Origin of the sequence: Wolbachia endosymbiont (group B) of Athalia cordata (assembly GCF_947251845.1) — a bacterium.
Lineage (GTDB): Bacteria > Pseudomonadota > Alphaproteobacteria > Rickettsiales > Anaplasmataceae > Wolbachia.
In genome coordinates, this window is sequence record NZ_OX366383.1 from 279118 (window position 1) to 296862 (window position 17745).

At 34.4% G+C, this 17745-nt stretch carries 13 protein-coding genes; 8 read left to right on the forward strand and 5 right to left on the reverse strand.

Annotation, left to right across the window (positions count from 1 at the left end; translation table 11 throughout):
* The first annotated feature begins 7 nt into the window (after positions 1-7).
* The 6 genes from OPR30_RS01420 (at position 8) to OPR30_RS01445 (ending at position 10107) form a co-directional block, all read left to right on the forward strand.
* Complete coding sequence (locus tag OPR30_RS01420; protein ID WP_265030941.1) at positions 8-2377, forward strand: TrbL/VirB6 family protein; 2370 nt, start codon at positions 8-10, stop codon at positions 2375-2377.
* The gene (locus OPR30_RS01425; RefSeq protein ID WP_265030942.1) at positions 2374-5298 is read left to right on the forward strand and encodes a TrbL/VirB6 family protein; all 2925 of its coding nucleotides are present in this window, start codon (positions 2374-2376) and stop codon (positions 5296-5298) included. Before OPR30_RS01420 ends, OPR30_RS01425 begins: the two co-directional genes overlap by 4 nt.
* Before the next feature lie 81 nt (positions 5299-5379).
* Positions 5380-8607, forward strand: a complete 3228-nt coding sequence (locus OPR30_RS01430) for a TrbL/VirB6 family protein (protein WP_265030944.1) — start codon at positions 5380-5382, stop codon at positions 8605-8607.
* Positions 8591-9220, forward strand: coding sequence for a WD_0853 family protein (locus OPR30_RS01435; RefSeq protein ID WP_064085846.1), 630 nt, complete (start codon positions 8591-8593; stop codon positions 9218-9220). Before OPR30_RS01430 ends, OPR30_RS01435 begins: the two co-directional genes overlap by 17 nt.
* A 104-nt stretch (positions 9221-9324) precedes the next feature.
* On the forward strand, positions 9325-9873 hold the full coding sequence (rsmD, locus tag OPR30_RS01440; RefSeq protein WP_007302024.1) for a 16S rRNA (guanine(966)-N(2))-methyltransferase RsmD: 549 nt from the start codon (positions 9325-9327) through the stop codon (positions 9871-9873).
* 87 nt (positions 9874-9960) lie between these two features.
* Entirely contained in the window at positions 9961-10107 is a 147-nt protein-coding gene (locus OPR30_RS01445) for a hypothetical protein (protein WP_265030946.1), read from the forward strand.
* Positions 10108-10660: 553 nt separating this feature from the next.
* On the opposite strand, the gene OPR30_RS01450 is transcribed toward OPR30_RS01445, so the two are convergent.
* Positions 10661-11203 (reverse strand): hypothetical protein, encoded by a 543-nt coding sequence (locus OPR30_RS01450; RefSeq protein ID WP_265030948.1) that lies wholly within the window; start codon positions 11201-11203, stop codon positions 10661-10663.
* A gap of 136 nt (positions 11204-11339) precedes the next feature.
* Between OPR30_RS01450 and OPR30_RS01455 the strand changes: the two genes are divergently transcribed.
* Entirely contained in the window at positions 11340-11948 is a 609-nt protein-coding gene (locus tag OPR30_RS01455; protein ID WP_010402419.1) for a superoxide dismutase, read from the forward strand.
* A gap of 1 nt (position 11949) precedes the next feature.
* Entirely contained in the window at positions 11950-13224 is a 1275-nt protein-coding gene (locus tag OPR30_RS01460; RefSeq protein WP_265030949.1) for a M16 family metallopeptidase, read from the forward strand.
* Here OPR30_RS01460 and OPR30_RS01465 read toward each other — a convergent pair.
* From OPR30_RS01465 to OPR30_RS01480, 4 genes are all read right to left on the reverse strand, one after another.
* Positions 13221-13538, reverse strand: a complete 318-nt coding sequence (locus tag OPR30_RS01465) for a WD_0736 family protein (protein WP_019236662.1) — start codon at positions 13536-13538, stop codon at positions 13221-13223. The genes OPR30_RS01460 and OPR30_RS01465 overlap by 4 nt on opposite strands.
* Positions 13539-13642: 104 nt before the next feature.
* Positions 13643-14854, reverse strand: a complete 1212-nt coding sequence (gene tgt, locus OPR30_RS01470; RefSeq protein WP_254229541.1) for a tRNA guanosine(34) transglycosylase Tgt — start codon at positions 14852-14854, stop codon at positions 13643-13645.
* Positions 14855-15355 (reverse strand): NADH-quinone oxidoreductase subunit NuoE, encoded by a 501-nt coding sequence (gene nuoE / locus OPR30_RS01475; RefSeq protein WP_010402402.1) that lies wholly within the window; start codon positions 15353-15355, stop codon positions 14855-14857.
* Between the two features lie 97 nt (positions 15356-15452).
* On the reverse strand, positions 15453-17525 hold the full coding sequence (locus OPR30_RS01480) for an ankyrin repeat domain-containing protein (protein WP_265030950.1): 2073 nt from the start codon (positions 17523-17525) through the stop codon (positions 15453-15455).
* Positions 17526-17745 lie beyond the last annotated feature (220 nt).

Genomic DNA, 17745 nt, shown 5'->3' on the forward strand with positions numbered 1-17745 from the left:
GTAACAGATGTTTGAACATTTGAGCAACCAAAACTTGGTTAAGCTATGCATAAGTTTTGTGATACTCTTTTTATTATCTGGGTGCGGGTGTATTAAGCCAGAAGATTCATCAGGCTTCCGTGAGAAATTGGATATAGTATCAACAGAGCAGAAATGGGTTGATTCTGGAGTCTATATTTCGGATAAAATAAAAGTAACAGAGATTAATATAATACCTGATAAGGTTAATTTTTGTTCGCAATATAAAGATTTTGCAATTGAACCTGGAGTAAGAAACGTTACATTACCGTTTGCGCTTAAAGCTGGCGATGCGATAAGCTTTAGTGTTGTTGGAAGTAAAATGTGTAAAAACGATAATGGCACGGTCACCTATAAAAAAATTGACGAGAGTTGCGGTGAAGGAGAGACGGAGTATTTTGCACATGTTTTAAATCAAGAGAATTGTCAAGGTGAAATATGCCCTAATAAATATATTATAGGTGACGCAAAATGGTTGAATGGAAAAGAATACTGGAATCCAAGTTTTGTAAAATCTGATCAAGATGAAAAGGAGATTGAAAATATCATTAATTCTATCAAACAAGGAGAAAATATAGAATGCAGGAGGCTTTCAAGCAGTCAGAAAGGTGAGATAGATACGTACCTTTTAAATCTTGCCTGTGAGAATATGTGTTACTATGCTAATCAAAATTGTGTTCTGATTGAGTCTAATACCATAGATGATGGCAGTGTGGCTAAAAAACTTGGTGATGCTTTAGTTATTGGTAATGCTGAGGCCAGCAAAATTATTAAAGAGATTGTGGAAAAGGAGATCAAAACTTATATTCCATCGTTAGTAGTGTCAATGGAGAAAGAAGAACTTGAACACGAGAGAGGCAATATACGTACTAATTATGATTATGAAATAAAGAACAATCACCCCCAAGGTGAGAAATTAACTTTCACCTTTAATACTAAGGGCAAGGGTGGTTTCAATATAAGAGTAACGAAGAACCATAGTCTAAAAAACAACTTATATATACATGTTTCTGATAAGTTTCCTGAGCACAATCCTGGTGAAATTCTGGGGGATATACCTGTGGATATCAGTGAAGTTCATAATACTGAGTATATGGAAAGATTAAAAGAAAAGCTAAAAGACAAGAGTGGCACTATATATTACGGAATAAGAGATCATGGCTGTGATTATAAGAAAAATGAGGGTCAGTTTAGTATTAACCTTACAACTAAAGAGCCACCTGTAAGAACTTTTAGTGCGATATATAATTTTTTTGATGAAAAAGTAAAAACTGCATTTTTCGGTTCTAGCTACAAAGACACTAACGCGATTCACTCTGATACTAGCCCTGTGAAGTCTCTTTATCAAAGTTTTGTAGCATCAAATAGAACAAATACCATCAGATCTACAATAGTGTCGTTATTAGTATTATATATAGTTTTATACACCCTTTATTACTTTTTTGGATTGTCTCATGCTTCTATATATGAATTTTTAATTATATGTGTAAAGATAGGAGTTATTACCCAATTGCTGAACGATAACAGTTGGAGTTTTTTTTATAACAATGCATTTTCTATTTTTGTTAATGCTCCAAAACAGTTAATAGAAATAGCAAATTTCAGAGGTACAACATCAAATGTTTTTGAATTTCTTGATTTACCGCTCAATAGGTTTTTATCAGCACACTCAGTGTTACTAATAGTATCTCTTATATTCTCTGGTCCTTTGGGTATTGTATCGTTTTGCTTGGTGATTTGGGGTTTGATAACAGTGAGCTTATCGATGTTTAACGCCTTATTTTCTTTTATCACATCTATAGCAATAGTTGCATTATTGCTTTCCTTGGCGCCTCTTTTTATTATTTGCCTTCTATTTGGATATACTAGACAGATGTTTCACAATTGGGTCAAAAATTTAGCAAGATTTGCAATTCATCCGGTAGTGCTTTTAATTTTTATATCATTAATAAGCCAGGTTATGGATTATATTGTGTATTCGGTCTTTAATTTTGAGGTCTGCCCTACATGTATACTTAATCTTAACTTAAGGATTTTTAATCCTTGTATTTTTTACGGTTATGCTTCCAAACATGTACCTAATATCACCGCTATGATGGCTTTTGTGATTTTGGGACATGCCATGAAAGCTTTAGTTGAGGCATCTTCAACAATATCTGATTCGTTGTTTGGTGTTTATGTAGCAAGCGAACCAGGAAGGCAATATCAGCAAAGCTTAATGGGAACAGTAGGTTTAGATGAACAAAGTATCCAAAGAAGAGCAGGTCAGCAATCTGGTACACCAAGTCGAAGACCTCAAATACCACAATCAGCTCAAAGATCAGCACCTAAAATACCGACAAACACAGGAAATCAATGATGAGCAGAAAATCATTATTATTGATACTATGTCTTGTAATTACTGGCTGCACAATGGATTGTGTTGAACCTGGGTTGCAGAGCAGAAATACTAGTGTCAGTATAGATGTTCCAGTGCGTGAAGCTGGCGAAGGAGTTAAAATTCATTGGGTTGATTCTGGTCAAGTAATTAGCAAGGATGAGAAAATCAAATTTACTCTTGGTGGGTCAGTAAATTTTTGTCCTCTTAAAGAAGGGAAAAATCCAAAGAGAGTACTTGTGCCTGCTGTATTTTGTGCTAATGATTTAATACCAAATTACAGTAATAAGTTAATTGGTAATGCTAGCCTTGATGAACGAGAAATATGTGGGGATATAGGCTTTGGAAATAATGAATTCTATAGCAATAGACGTTATGTAGATACTGGAATTAAAGCAAATCCTGGTGATACATTAAGGTTTAGCTTAGTTCCTAGAAAAATGACAATTAATTGTGATAAATTAGAAGACCTTAAAGGAAAGGTTATTTTTGATGACGATTATTACAAAAATAAGGATAGTAAAGCTAGCGCAGGAGAGGTATGTAAAGGAGGTAAGTTTTTTTATAAAGATGAGCAAGATAGCAAAAAGGAATTTGAACTTGATCGACTAGATAAAAGGAAAGATAAAGATGGGAAAGAAGAGGATCAACAGTATAGATACTTGGTTGGTAATGGCTACACTCCATATGATAATAAGGTACATTTTAATAAGGATTATATTCAAAATTCATGGATAAATGGCGCATTGTTAGATTTACGACGAACTAAAATAGGACTGAATGAATTATGTAATGGGAAAAGGTGTGATTTTAATGAGCTGAACAAATACAGTTCTTATGAACTTAATTGTTACTATCATAATATATGTTACAACGCAAAAGGTATAGGGGAGAATTGCGTCTCTTCTATAAGGTATGAGAAGTATGATAAAAGAAATACATGTGACATGTATTCTCACCTTAAACGTATTGAGGATGAACTAAAAGAGATTGAAAAAAATAAGAGGGATTCTAAGCAGATTGACATTAATTTAATATCAAATTCTAAATTAAACTTCAAAGAGGACAGAGAAGATATTTCTTGGGCTGAGGCTCTTGTTGCAAAAGTTGGCGATCTTAATAATCAGAATACTGCTAAAGGTATTCAATGTTTTCCAGAGAGAAAGGGTGCAAAAGGGGATAATGTGTGTTCGCAAATTGGTGATAATTTTGAACATTTTTCTTTGAAATTAAATCATGATTATAAAATAGATGAAAAAGATATAATACCTGGTAGTAGTTTGATGCTTGCTATAGCAAGTAATGGCAACTACCAACTTCATAGAGGTGGATATCATGTTGCAGTGACTAGATCATGTAACTTCGATAGTGGTGAAAAACTGTATATGTACTTGGGTGATAGCCCGCCAGGAGATCCATCTGTTCGAAAGACTAATAATTTCAAAAAAGTAAAGAAATTAGATAAAATAACAGAGGATAATGTAGACTATTACATAATAGATGGAAGTCATTTGGTAAATGAAGAGTCTAAGAAAATATATTTTGGTATTAATGTAGAAAACGTAGAGAAAGATGATATTACGGATAAAGATAGCAAATATTATGAAGATAACAAATACACAGTAAATTTATTTTTAAAAAGAAAAATAAACGATTTTATTTCATCAACTGTAAACAAGATTTTTGATTTCATAACAGACGGGAGTGAAGACGGAATTAAAATTCCATATGAAGGATATAGAAAGGGGCTTCTACAAGGAATAAGAGCTTTGCTTATTCTATACGTTATATTTACTGTTGTTGGCTATATGCTTGGAACAATACAATTAAGTAAATTCGATTTTATTATAAGAACATTCAAAATAGCATTTATAGCTTTTGCTTTTAGTGATAGAAGTTGGGAATTCTTTGGTACAACTTTGTCTGGGCTTTTTGTTGATGGTAGCATTTATTTAGTTGATAGTTTTTCTGGCTATATAGGAGAAGGAGGTAAAAAATTTGCATTCTTAGATTTAACAGCGGGAGTATTATTTACAGGAGAAACATGGCTGAAATTTTTGTCTTTAATGCTATCAGGACCTTTTGGCTTTATTGCATTTTTGGCAATACTTTATGCTACTTTTGTGTTTTTAAGATGCATTATTAGTGCTACGTTTAAGTATGTAATATCTACTGTTTTAGTGGCATTTTTATTGTCATTGGCACCTTTATTTATCGTATTTATTCTATTTCAACAAACTAAAACATTATTTGATAATTGGATAAAAACGCTGGCTCATGTTTCATTGCAACCAGTCATTTTATTTTCATCCTTGTCTCTTTTAAACCAGTTAATGTATTCAGTTCTATACAACCTCACAAATTTTTCTGCATGCTATCAATGCTTAATTAGTGTAAATTTTTTATCGTATGATCTGTGTCTTATGAAATCAATATTACCTCTTGGGTATAGTCCTGGTACTAGTGTTGATGTTGCGCTCAGTACTGGAGAAAGGGCTGTTGGGCACTTTGCAGCATTACCTATAGATCTAATCCAGGCATTTATATATCTCATCATTGCTAGTGCAATGGAAGCTTTTGTTTCTATATCAGAAACTATGGCGCAGGCGTTGTTCAGCTCTGGTTATGGAGTTGCTCAAAGTGTTAGTCATATTTCTAGGAGCGCATCACAAGCTATGCTGTCAACTGTTGGCCTTGATGATAGAACCCAAAATATGATACATAACATCAAGCAGGGAATGAGTAAAGATCGTAGCAAAATTGAAGCTAAATTGCCTGATACACCAAAGCAAGCAGATGGGAAAGGGAGTGCTGGCAGAGAAATGAGCAAATCTGAAACACTAAGCCAGCCAGATAAGCAAAAGGATTCTGATAAAACAAAAGGACAAGTCAAGGAAGATTGATGAGATATATGGAGTAACTAATTAAAAAGATATTTGAAGTAAGGTTTTAGAAATTTATTCTGTATTGGAAAAAGTTTAGGTATGCAATCACGCTTAGGCAAATGTTGGTTTAGGTTATTAATTTTGGTAATCTGTGTTCTGGTTACAGGTTGTAGTAAGAATGATATGCCTTTTCCAAGATGTATATCTGCTGATTATTTTGGTCCTGAACCCATTGCAATTGGTGCTCATTTTTCAAGAGATCATGATGCTTTTGTTCCAGAAGATGGAGAAATTATTGATCCTAATACTGGCGAAATTAATTATGGTTTTCACTCTAATCAAGTGGTGAAGTGGAAAGATACTGGATTTGAAACCAATGGAGATAGTTTAGTAGTACGAGTAAATGGTGCATGGACATCTTGGAGTAATAATAATAAGAAAGAATCTAAAGGTAGTTATAATTTGCAAAGCTTGGAACAGCTAAAATATGCGACTAAGTTTGAAGGCGAGTCAGGTGATAATAGTCTACCTGACTTTCACTTAGTTTGTAATGATTATAAACCTAGCATACAAAAATTTTCAAGTAAGCCTAAAGAAAGTTGCACTGTAAAGTGCAAGTGCATTAATGAAGATGATAGCGCAAATACAGTATCACGTGGTGCTCCATGTTGGTTTACCAACGGTCATGGTGCTTATCTTTTGTTTAAAACGGGGAAAGGTGATCCTAACGAAAATCTAAAGTTAATGCGCGATCCTCAATATCCTACTGTACATCTAGGTTACAATTCCGTAGCGGAAGATGGAAGTGGGCTTTTTACTTTAGACAGAGATAACACCACATTACAGGACAGAAATTGTAATAAGGTGAGGTTAGAAAAAGGATGGAAAATATATGTAAAGATATTAGATAGATATTATCTAGATAATGCAGGTGGCTACTCTTTTGAATTTTTGAGCGGAGTGCAGAAACCAAGTAACTTTGGATTTTTTGATTACGTTTATAACTATCTAAAATGTGTATTATTGATTAACGAAAATTGTAAAAAGCATTTTGATAGCAATGATCCTGCAGCTGCACAAGCGATGTTTCAAAATATAGCTGAAAAAAGTACGAGCTTTCACAATTTTGTTCTTTCCTTGCTTGTTCTATTTATAGTGATTTCATCGCTTCTTTATCTTTTTGGAATGATAAGAGAAACTAAGCATGATATGCTCATCAGAATGATGAAAATCACTCTAGTAATAGTGCTTATATCTCCTGGAAGTTTTAGATTTTTCTATGATCATTTTCTTGTTTTATTTGTTAAAGGTCTTGAACAATTGATAAGCATAATTACTAATTTTGCTCCCAACATGAACACCGGAGGTAATTCAAACGTTGCTCAAGGAAATGAAGCTAAATTGTTTAGCTTCATGGAGGATATGTTTAATAAGTTTTTTGCTTACTCTGTTTGGAAAAAGTTTGCAGCATTTTTACATTATCAAATGTGGGCAAGTCTCCTTATGATACCGGCAATTTTTATAGGGATTGTCTTATATTTCCTGCTGTGTATGTATGCTTACATAATATTCCTTTCTGGTTTTATGGGTATAGCTTTTCTTGTAGCTATAATGCCGCTATTCCTAATCTCTATTTTATTTTCACCACTGAAAAGTCTATTTGAGGGTTGGATAAAATTCTGTATTAGTTTCTGTTTGCAATCAATTATGATATTTACCCTGCTGTCATTACTTGCTGCGATGACAATGAATACCTTTTATAAACAGTTAGGCTTTACTGTGTGCTATAATAAATGGCTTGAAATAAAGTTATGTGCTCCAAAATGGGTATTTGGTGGTTTTTGTATAATTGATAAAGAATACTTTAGCTGGACTCCAGGGCAAATTTTTGTACCTTATGCTATTGGAGAGGCTTCTCCATTGAACGTAGATAAGAATATAGAAGGTATAGAAAAACTAAGCAGAATAGGTGGTACAGTAAAGTTTACTGGTGGCGCTGGATATATCCCTCTTCCACCAGATTACATTAATAAAGGTTTTCGTTATATAGATTACCCTTTCTTGAACCCAGTGCCTGGTACTGAGAAAAATCCAGCAGACCATTATATAGCAGAAAGTGATATAGTAGTTGATGCTAATTGTAGTGAAAAAGATCTAGTGCGTCTAACGAATAGTTTATTACATGCATCAGAAAAGGCTGATATCTTATTGTTAATAGATAATATAGATAGTAAGATAAAAAAGCGTTATTGTCAATCTCAACAGCATGAAGAAGAGTGCAGAAATTATGAGAAAATAATAGGCGATTACAAAAAGGGTATCATTCGACCAAATTCAAAAAGTGAAATAAAGTCTTTAGTGCAAGGTGTAATTACGCAAAGTGTAAGCTGCCAATCAGAGAATTTTTATGATATAAATCAAAACTATCAAGAAAATAGTGATTACCAAAGGGTGCAAGACATACAGAGAGGTTATTTAATCAACGCAGGAGAGATCTTTGTATTGTTCTTGCTTTCGTTTTTGATGTTTTCTTTGAAGGAGTTTGTACAACAGATGGGCTCAAGCATTGCCGGTGGTGGGTTTGGTGTTTACAATATATCTAGTATGTATCAAGCATCACCTGTGACTGGTTTAATGCAGGGATTAAAACAACAGATGCAAGATAAAATTGGTGGAGGGCTAGAGTCTTTAGGTAATTGGGCTACTCATGTACCGGACAGATTAGCTGGAGGTACAGCTAATTTGCTAGGTAGAATACCAGGAGTTGGGGGTGTGCTGAAATATTCTATTAATGTGCCACGTAAGCTTGTAGGTGCTACTATTGAAGCAACAAAATTTGCAACATCACCTAAAAATGATGTTGATAAGCTTGAGGAAAAAATCTACAGGGCGTTTGGAATTGATAAAGAAGATATTGCACATAGAAGAATTGATAAATATTTAGAATATTATAAAGGATATGTAGGATCACATTTGGGCTATACAATAGAAGATGCTATGAAGTTTACTTGGGAACATGGTCTCGACTCTATAGGAATTAACCCTGCTACAGGAGAAAAGGATGGTTACCAGCATAATCTACTCTATAGAGCAAAAACATATAGACGGGAATTTCTTGAGAAGCTTCATGACTACACTATTGGCCGCAAGAGAGAACCAGAAGAAGATGAATCATCAAAAGAAAATAAGCCTAATCAATCAAATCGAAAATTAGGTACGGAACCAGAAACCCTAAAAAACACTACAGAAGCTATACGTGCCGGAGAAGATAGAGAGCGTCAAGATAATGAAAGGAATGAGAACATAGAGAATGATGAAGAATCGTAATTTCAAAGGGCTAAGTTATTATGGTCTTCAGCAAGACGAAGATGGTAATATCAAGTTAAACGATTACAATGATGTTTTAAATGCGCGCAGAGCGAGGGTAGATTTGTTACTAGATAGCACTAAGCAAGGTGATGTTAGTCTTTCAAAGCTAAATAAAGCTCTGAATGAGAGACTTATAGATGATAAAGGGCTATCGTCAGAATTTGACAAAGAAGACAAAGAAATTGCACAGAAGGAGCTTAAGATGTTCTCTATTTTAGACGATCTTGATAATCTTGCAAACATTGAAAGTGAAGATCTATTAGAGGTTAGTTTGTTACTATCAGATCTTAGTTTTATAGAGAGAAATATTGTGTTGAATGCCGATCAGAGTTCTGATCTAATAGGGTTCAAAAGTCTATTTATAGAAAAAAAAGCATCTGGTGAGGAATATAGTGATGAAGAGTGTCACAATTTCCTCGATAGTATAGAGAAAATCAATACTTTAATTAAGTTAGAGTTAGAAAGTAGAATTGAAGGGATGGGTCATGATGAAAAAAACAACCATGATGATTTACAAGACGAGATTGGTCGTGCAATCAGTATAGAAAATAAATCAAAGAAAAGCGATTGATCTTGCGTTCCTCCACAAGCAACCTTCTTTCTATTAGACTGCTGAAGCTATGTTGACATTAAATGTGTATTATAAATAATTAGTTAACTTCGAACTTGTTTTATATGTTACGTGTTATTGCGGGTAAATATCGTGGAAGAAAAATAACTACAGGCAAGAATTTAGCTGCACGGCCCACTATGAGTAGTGTCCGAGAAGCAATATTTAGTATACTTTCTTCAAGAAAACCTATTTATAACCTAAATGTACTTGATTTATTCTGCGGAAGTGGCTCTTTTTCATTTGAAGCACTTTCTCGAGGTGCTAAACATGCATTCATGGTAGATTCAGATTATTACAATTTGCAACTGCCTAAAAAAACAGCAGAAGATTTTGGAATTACGAACGATATCACGTTAATTTGTTGCAATGCTAACGGATTACCAAGACCTATTTCAAAGTGCGATATAGTTTTTATGGACCCACCTTATAATATCAATCTGGTTAACTCAACTTTAGACGAGTTAGCTCACTCAGGCTGGTTAAATGATAATGCGTTAATAATTCTAGAAATGAGGAAAAATGAAGGTTTTGAGTGCAATAAAAACTTCAATATAATTGTGGAGCGTACCTACGGTATTGCAAAAATAATTTTTCTTTCTTCACTCACTTGAATTTCTTTTGTAAACATCTATAGCTAAGCTAAGTAAGATTTTTCCGAGGACTGAAAGAAAAAATCAATTCGTTTTGGTGGGAATAGGGTGTGTAACAGCAAATCAATACGAGTTGATATACTAGAAGAAGCAGTATGGAAAGAAATGAAGATGGTACTCAAAGAACCAGAGGTAATGACTAAGGAATATCAGCTCAGACTCGTAAAACATGAAAGTACGCAAGCAAAGGATTAACTTGAAAAGCGTGCAAGTAAAATAGAACAAGGTATAGAAAAATTAGCTTATGTATATGCAAGGGGTCATATAACGAAGGAAAAGTATGACTTAGAAGTTGAGAGCATGGAAAAGGAGTTAAAGGAATCAGAGATCAAAGGGAAGAAGCTATCGATGAAAAGAGGCTACAGAAAGAATTAGATTTTATCACAAACAGTGTAGAAAGTTTTTCCTCTGAGAGAGCTTAATCAGGCATATTCGGAAACTAAACTTGATATAATAAGAAAATTAGCTCAACGCATTGAAATTGACGATGATAACGTACATATAGTGTTTCGATTGAAAGAACTTGCTCGAAAGGGAGTGTTAAATAAACTGTGTCAAACCTCCATTTTATCAATTTATTACTTTACTTCTCGGTTTGACACAGTTTATTTAACACTCCCCAACATTCTATCGGGATGCCAGTGTCAGCTACTTGCATGACATCCTCTTGCTTCTATAGGTGTCTTTATCTCGTCTACTTTATTTTGCCACACAGATACAATGGTTTCACATGCACTTGGTAGGCTATCTATTTTGAAAAAGAAGGACCACCAACACCTTCAGCGTTTGCATCACTAAACTTGCTTGCTACTTTATCAATAGTCCAAACTAGTGGTGTAATAACAAGCGCAGCAGCCCAAATGACAGCACTAACAGCATAACTCAAAACTGTGTTAACAAATCCAGCTATCATGGCACTGTGGCTACTTGCTTTACGTGATAACATGCATGGATAATCTATTAACGATTTTGTGTTACGCTTAAGATCAAAACTATCTACTGCTTTCGCTAATCCTTTTGCTGGCCAATATGACAGATATGCCAATGCCAGATACAAAGATTGTAGGACTATATTAACTGGTATAAAAGCAATACCACAAACCATAGAATTACAACCAACTTCTGCTATATAACGGCCAAGAGCTACATTTTTCACTGGCCCAATAACACTGTTGATAAGGTAAACGGATTTATAGAAACTATTTTGTGGAATTTTGTTACATCCAACACTTTTGGTAGGAACATCTCCGAACTTAGCATATCCACTAAAATTCTTGAATAAACTTGACATATTACCCCTCTAAAATAAAAACATAATTATCTTACTAATATAGCTTGTTTCAGAATAAATGCAATCAGTACCTCAACTAAATTATTTATTGCGCAAAAGCACATATTACCATACCATCGAAAATAAAGAGGTCAGCATGAGTTTTACTTTACCTGAGCTGCCATATGATAAAGCAGCTTTAGAGCCTTATATATCTGTAAAGACATTAGATTTTCATTATGATAAGCACCATAAGGGATATTTAAATAAACTCAACGAACTGGTTGAAAACACAGATTATCAACATATGGAAATTGAGGAATTAGTAACGAAAGTTCATGGAAATAATAATACAGTTCCTATTTTTAATAATGCAGCACAAGTTTGGAATCACACTTTTTATTGGAATTCAATGAAAAAAAATGGTGGTGGTGAGCCTAAAGATGATGGTCTTCTAGCAAAAAAAATTCAAGATGATATTGGTGGCTTTGACAAATTTTGTGAAGAATTTTCAAATTATGGAGTAAGCCAATTTGGCAGTGGATGGGTGTGGTTAGTGCTTGAAAAAGGAAAACTCAAAATCACTAAAACTCCAAATGCGGATCTACCGCTAATTTATGGCCAGGTGCCACTACTTACTATGGATGTATGGGAGCATGCATACTATTTGGATTGCCAAAATCGCAGAATTGACTACATAAAAGTTTTTCTTGATCATTTGATCAATTGGGATTTTGTAGAAGAGAATTTAAAGAAGAATATATAAGATGAATATACCACAAGTAACAAAACTAGATAATGGTCTGCGCATAATAACTGAGCGAGTGCATGACGTTGATTCCGTAGCTTTAAATATACGGGTTGGTGTTGGCAGTAGAGCTGAAAGCGCAAGTCAAAATGGAATATCTCATTTCCTAGAGCACATGGCTTTCAAAGGAACGAAAACGAGAACTGCTTTTGAAATTGCAAAAGCTTTTGACGACATAGGTGGAGCCTTCAATGCCTGCACCGGTAGAGAAAGCACCAGTTATTATGCAAAGGTTCTTAAAAAAGATATAAAAACTGGCATTGATATATTAATAGATATATTAATAAATTCTACATTTCCAGAGGATGAATTGGAACGCGAAAAGGGTGTTGTAATACAAGAGATTTTTCAAACCAATGATTCACCAAGTGATATCATTTTTGATAAGTATTTTGAAGCAGCTTATAAAGATCAACCATTTGGTAGATCAATCCTGGGCACGCAAGATACTGTCAAATCTTTTACTCGAGAAGATCTGAATAACTACATAAAGGAGCATTACTTTGGCGGAAATATGATATTTGCTGCTGCAGGAAATGTTGAGCATGAGGAAGTTGTTCAATTAATCAAAGACTTTCTCTCAAAGATTCATTCAAAAGAGCTGAAAAAAAGCCAGAATGCAGGTTATACCAGTGGTGAGTATCGAGAGCATCGTAAATTAGATCAGGTGCACTTGTTAATTGGGCTACCTAGTGTTTCTCGTGATGATAATAAATATCACACATTTAAAGTGCTTGATTCTATACTGGGAAGTGGCATGTCATCACGCCTATTCCAGGAAGTAAGAGAAAAGCAGGGTCTTGCTTACTCCATTTACTCATTCAACTCTAGCTATGCTGATACGGGAATGCTTTCGATTTTTGCTGGTACAGATAGTAGTAATCTAGATAAGCTTTTAAAATCCATAACGACAGAGCTAAAGAAATTGTCTACAGATGATTTAAAGGAAGAAGAAGTAAATAGAGTAAAAGAACGAGTAAAATCTCAAATTTTAATGTCACGCGAAAGTGTTAGCTCGCGTGCTGAAACGTTAGGACACTACTACGGTAACTATAATAAATACATCAGTAAAAATGAATTAATAGAAAAAATTAGTGCTGTTACTATTTACGATATAAAAAAAGCAGCAGAAGAATTGCTATCTCAGCATGAGAGAATTACTTTAGCTGCGATTGGAGAAATTAAGTCACTGCCAAGTTACGATAAAGTTGTTTCTATGCTTAGTGTACTTTAATTATGTTGCTTATGCTCACTAAAAAGTTCAATGAATGGTTGCAAAATCCTTTCTATAAAAAGTTTCCTTTCTGGTTCATCGCGTATACCACTAATTATTTTATTGAAAGCTTTTTCGCTGTTTTGTAAAAATAAATAGCTTTCTACTGATTGCACAATAGACAAGGCAGTTAAAACTCCTCCTATCACTAAACAAGAAGCTATAGCAGGTACAGTACCCACTGCAATTCCAGTTGCGATTAATGATAAACCAGCTAAGAGTGTAAAGGCTGAAACGCAAAACGCTATTTGATGTTTTTCTTTATTTTTAACCATAAATGCCTCACAAAAATTATATTTCTAGTATATCCGTATATATAATGTACTGTCAAGTTTTTAAAGAAGATTAAAAAATGCAACGCACATGTGTAAAATATGAACTAGGTATATAATTCACAATGCAGCGGTATTTCACTAATCCAATTATTTTTTTCCTGATCTAGCCTATCATTCAATATTGCTTGTCTTATTGATTCCATCAACTTATTCATGAAGAAAACATTGTGAATGGTAACGAGTGTATAAGCCAGCAACTCTTTAGCTTTCAGTAGATGGTGTATATAAGCTCTTGAATGTTTTCTGCAGGTAAAGCACAAACAATCACTCTCAATTGGGTTATCATCTAGTTCGAATCGTTGATTTCGCAAATTAATATGCTCTTTGCACTTTGAAGAAATAGAATCTCTATTTTTTACTTTAACAAGCGCGCCACCATGTCTTGCGAGGCGAGTTGGATGCACGCAATCAAATGTATCAACTCCAAGCTCTACTCCACGAAAAATGTCTACAATTCCACCAATACCAAGCAAATGAGTAGGCCTATCTTTTTTTAAATGTTCCATAGTAAAGGAAACTACATCATACATCTGCTCTTTACTTTGACCAAGTGATCCACCTATTGCTTGACCAAAAAATGGCAAATCGTTGATAAAATCACAACTTTCTCTACGCAAATCTTGATACACTCCGCCTTGACTAATTCCATAAAGCACCTGTTTGCCATTATTATTTTTTTCAAATTCATTTAAAGAACGTTCAGCCCATCTATGGCTCATGAGCATCGATTTCCTTGTGTACTCCTTGCTGACGTGAAATGGAGTACATTCATCTAAAACTAAGATTAAATCTGCACCTAATTTTTGTTGAATTTGTATCGACTTTTCAGGAGTTAGACAATAAGTTTTACCATTTATGTAAGAACGAAAAATTGCCCCATCCTCGTTAATTTTGATCAGAGTTTTTTGTTTCTGTCTTACTCCCTTTATCTCTTCTGAAACTGATCCGTGTCCTAAACTAAATATCTGGTATCCACCAGAATCAGTGAGCATTGGCCCACTCCATCCCATCATCTTGTGCAAGCCACCAAGCTTTGCCACAGTATCCTCTCCCGGTTGGAGCATTAGGTGATAGGTGTTGGAAAGTATTATCTGAGTACCTGCTTCTCTGATTCTCTCGATATCTGCAGCTTTAATAGCAGCTTTGGTTGCACAAAATATAAATGCTGGTGTTTCTATACTTCCATTTGGAGTTTTGATCGTTCCAACTCTTGCAGAACCTGATTGCTTGGTTATCCTAAACGAGAACTTTTCCATCTATTTACTTGAAAGTTCTGCTATGATATTTTCCACTTTTTCAGGAGTGAGGTTTTCATAAAAATCGTTATTGATCTGTACAACAGGGGCATTAACACATGCACCAAGACATTCAACTTCCTTTAAAGTAAATAGATTATCTTTAGTGGTTTCACCGATATTGATTCCAAGCTTCTTTTTAAAGGTACTTAAAACTTCCTCGCTATTGCATAACCAGCAAGGAGTTGTTCTACAAACTTGTATTAGATATTTACCTACTGGCTTTAAATTATACATGGTATAAAAATTTGCCACTTCATACACGCGAATATGTGGAATATGAAGCATGTCAGCAACGTAGCGCATGGCAGATTCAGGAACCCATCCGCATTGTTCTTGTACTAGATACAGTAAAGGCATAACAGCGCTTCCTTCTCTACCTTTAGGATACATCTCTATAGACTTTTTTGCTTTGCTAAGATTGTCTGGTGTAAAACTAAACTGCTCTTCTTTCTCTTTCATCTAATAAGGTTCATGTAAATCTCAACAAATTATACTTGAAGAGTTAACAATTGCAATTAGACTTCTTGCATAATCTAAGACCTACTGTAAACCAAGCTTAGTATAATCCAATTTGACGTACCTTATTATTTTTTTTACTTTGTAATTGATCTACATGAGAAACTTTTTCACCACTTTGTAATCTTTCTCCCTGGAAAATTCCTGCAGGCCTTTCAAAGTACCCACGTTCAATAGCATTGTAAACTGAGTAACCACCAAATAAGCAATTTTTTCCTATTTCTTCTCCACAATCTTTTAATTCTTTCAACCTCTCTTGATCTCTTACTTCTACCTTTATCCAGTTTTTATTTTGCTTATCAGGATATAACCTAACGTCTAACTCTCCCTTAGTGGTAGGGAAAGTCAACACTATATCACTATCGTCCGCAAGATTGGTGTAATTCCTTATACCATTCTTTGTTATAATTGCTACCTCACTTTTACCAATCTTTATTATATCTCTTTCATAGTCTATGTTTCCCTGAGCTCGCCTTAACTCACTAGCTTTTTCTGTGAGCCTTGCAACATTTATTGTGCTATCCTCAGAATATTCTGAATACAAAGTGGTGTTATCCATTTTTGCATTTCTTACCACACCATTAATAACTGCTCCTTTTATAACTTCCATAAAATCTAGAGTGCTATATATATACTCGTAATAAGCTTCTATCATATTCCCTTTGTGCTCTTTAAATTCAGATTCTAGTGTATCAATTACTTTCATATTATCCTTATTATATAACACTGCCCCTATTGATACCAACTTGCATACTATCCTGCTTGCAACTTCAGGATTCTTTCCTAACTCACCAATCCTTTCCATAACACAATCTGTAAAGTTACGCTTCTTATCTTGAGAAAATCGTCTGTTAAATCTTCCTCCTGAGAGAATAGCTTCGTTTACAACTCCTTCCAGTTCATCCATATTTTGAGCTTTAGAAACTTTATCTAAAAATTCTTTTAGCTTTATCTGTCGATTCGGCGGTAAATTACTCCATAAATCCCTAGAACAATACTCCTTCTCATCATAACTTGACCATTGTAAATTGATTGCATCTGCTTTCAAAAGTAATCTTTTTACTTCAAACTTAAGTTGGTTTTTTGCTCTTTCATCAGTACCTGAACGAGCAAAAGAATCAAGATTTTTAGCATGTTGATGCACCTGTAACTCTCCTTCATTACTTCGAAGATTCAAAACCATTCTTAGATCTTGATCATTCCCAAAATCATCTAAGAATTCTTGTAGATCTTCAACAACTGAATCACCTTCTGAGTTGTTTACTATATCCAACAACTTTCTTCTCAAGCCCCCCTGTCTCTTAGTTAAAACGTAACCTGAACCATCTTCGAACCAATCTTTTGTTTCCATTATAGAGCGTAACTTATCACTCAACTTATCTCGCTTATAAGTCACAAAGTACTTTTCAATATGTTCATGATGATTATCACGTGCAACTTGCAGAGGAGTTTTGCCTTGTTTATCACCTTGATCAGAAATAGCTCCTTTCTCTAAGAGTAAAACTACGCCTTCAGAACAACCAACACTAGCAACATGATGCAAAGGCGTTTTTTTTTCATTATCTTCTGCATTAAGGTCAGCTCCCTTTTCTAAGAGAGCAGCTATACTATAAGGTCCAGTAGCATAGTGTAATGGTGTCCTTCCTTTATCATTCTTGATATTAGGGTCAGCTCCTGCTTCTAAAAGCAAACTTACGGCACAATCATATTGTTTTCTTGCCCAAGCCATACTTGATATTATGTGCAATATCGTCAAACTAGACTCTCCCCTCTCACAATTAAGAACGGTTTTTAGATCTTGATTATCTTTATTATTTAATAAAAACTTTTGAAGTTGTCGGTAACTATCTCCTGCACTCAAAGATCTCATTGCACTAAAAATAGATAGCAATTCCTCATCTAACTCTTCTTGACTGTCTGTCAACTCAGTTGTAACAAGCCACGCACACATTAAATTATCAAACGAGCCTTTTGTAGCTTCAGCAATATCTACCAAATGACGCCTATCAGGAAACATGAATAAACTTTTAATCAATTCATATTCATAATCTTGTTGTAGCTCGTTTTCTATTCTACTTTCCTTATTAGAATCTTGCCCAGTAACTTCTGGCATATTTACTCCTCACTTTATAAAACCGAATGTAATTATAACAAATAAAGCTAATGCAAGCTAGCTTTCTACTACTTCTTGTATAGTTATATCACTAACACGTAGCGGGATTATAAACATTAAGAAATTAACTAGATGGAAAAAAGGCAAAAGAATCCCCTAGTAGTGAGTTTTATAATGTAAATTGGCATTGTAATAATGTGCTAACAAGCGCGATTTGGCT

Excerpts from the sequence above, each read along its gene's own strand:
- OPR30_RS01420 (WP_265030941.1), top strand. The coding sequence starts at position 8 with ATGTTTGAACATTTGAGCAACCAAAACTTGGTTAAGCTATGCATAAGT.
- OPR30_RS01425 (WP_265030942.1), top strand. The coding sequence starts at position 2,374 with ATGATGAGCAGAAAATCATTATTATTGATACTATGTCTTGTAATTACT.
- OPR30_RS01430 (WP_265030944.1), top strand. The coding sequence starts at position 5,380 with ATGCAATCACGCTTAGGCAAATGTTGGTTTAGGTTATTAATTTTGGTA.
- OPR30_RS01435 (WP_064085846.1), top strand. The coding sequence starts at position 8,591 with ATGATGAAGAATCGTAATTTCAAAGGGCTAAGTTATTATGGTCTTCAG.
- rsmD (WP_007302024.1), top strand. The coding sequence starts at position 9,325 with ATGTTACGTGTTATTGCGGGTAAATATCGTGGAAGAAAAATAACTACA.
- OPR30_RS01450 (WP_265030948.1), bottom strand. The coding sequence starts at position 11,203 with ATGTCAAGTTTATTCAAGAATTTTAGTGGATATGCTAAGTTCGGAGAT.
- OPR30_RS01455 (WP_010402419.1), top strand. The coding sequence starts at position 11,340 with ATGAGTTTTACTTTACCTGAGCTGCCATATGATAAAGCAGCTTTAGAG.
- OPR30_RS01460 (WP_265030949.1), top strand. The coding sequence starts at position 11,950 with ATGAATATACCACAAGTAACAAAACTAGATAATGGTCTGCGCATAATA.
- OPR30_RS01465 (WP_019236662.1), bottom strand. The coding sequence starts at position 13,538 with ATGGTTAAAAATAAAGAAAAACATCAAATAGCGTTTTGCGTTTCAGCC.
- tgt (WP_254229541.1), bottom strand. The coding sequence starts at position 14,854 with ATGGAAAAGTTCTCGTTTAGGATAACCAAGCAATCAGGTTCTGCAAGA.
- nuoE (WP_010402402.1), bottom strand. The coding sequence starts at position 15,355 with ATGAAAGAGAAAGAAGAGCAGTTTAGTTTTACACCAGACAATCTTAGC.
- OPR30_RS01480 (WP_265030950.1), bottom strand. The coding sequence starts at position 17,525 with ATGCCAGAAGTTACTGGGCAAGATTCTAATAAGGAAAGTAGAATAGAA.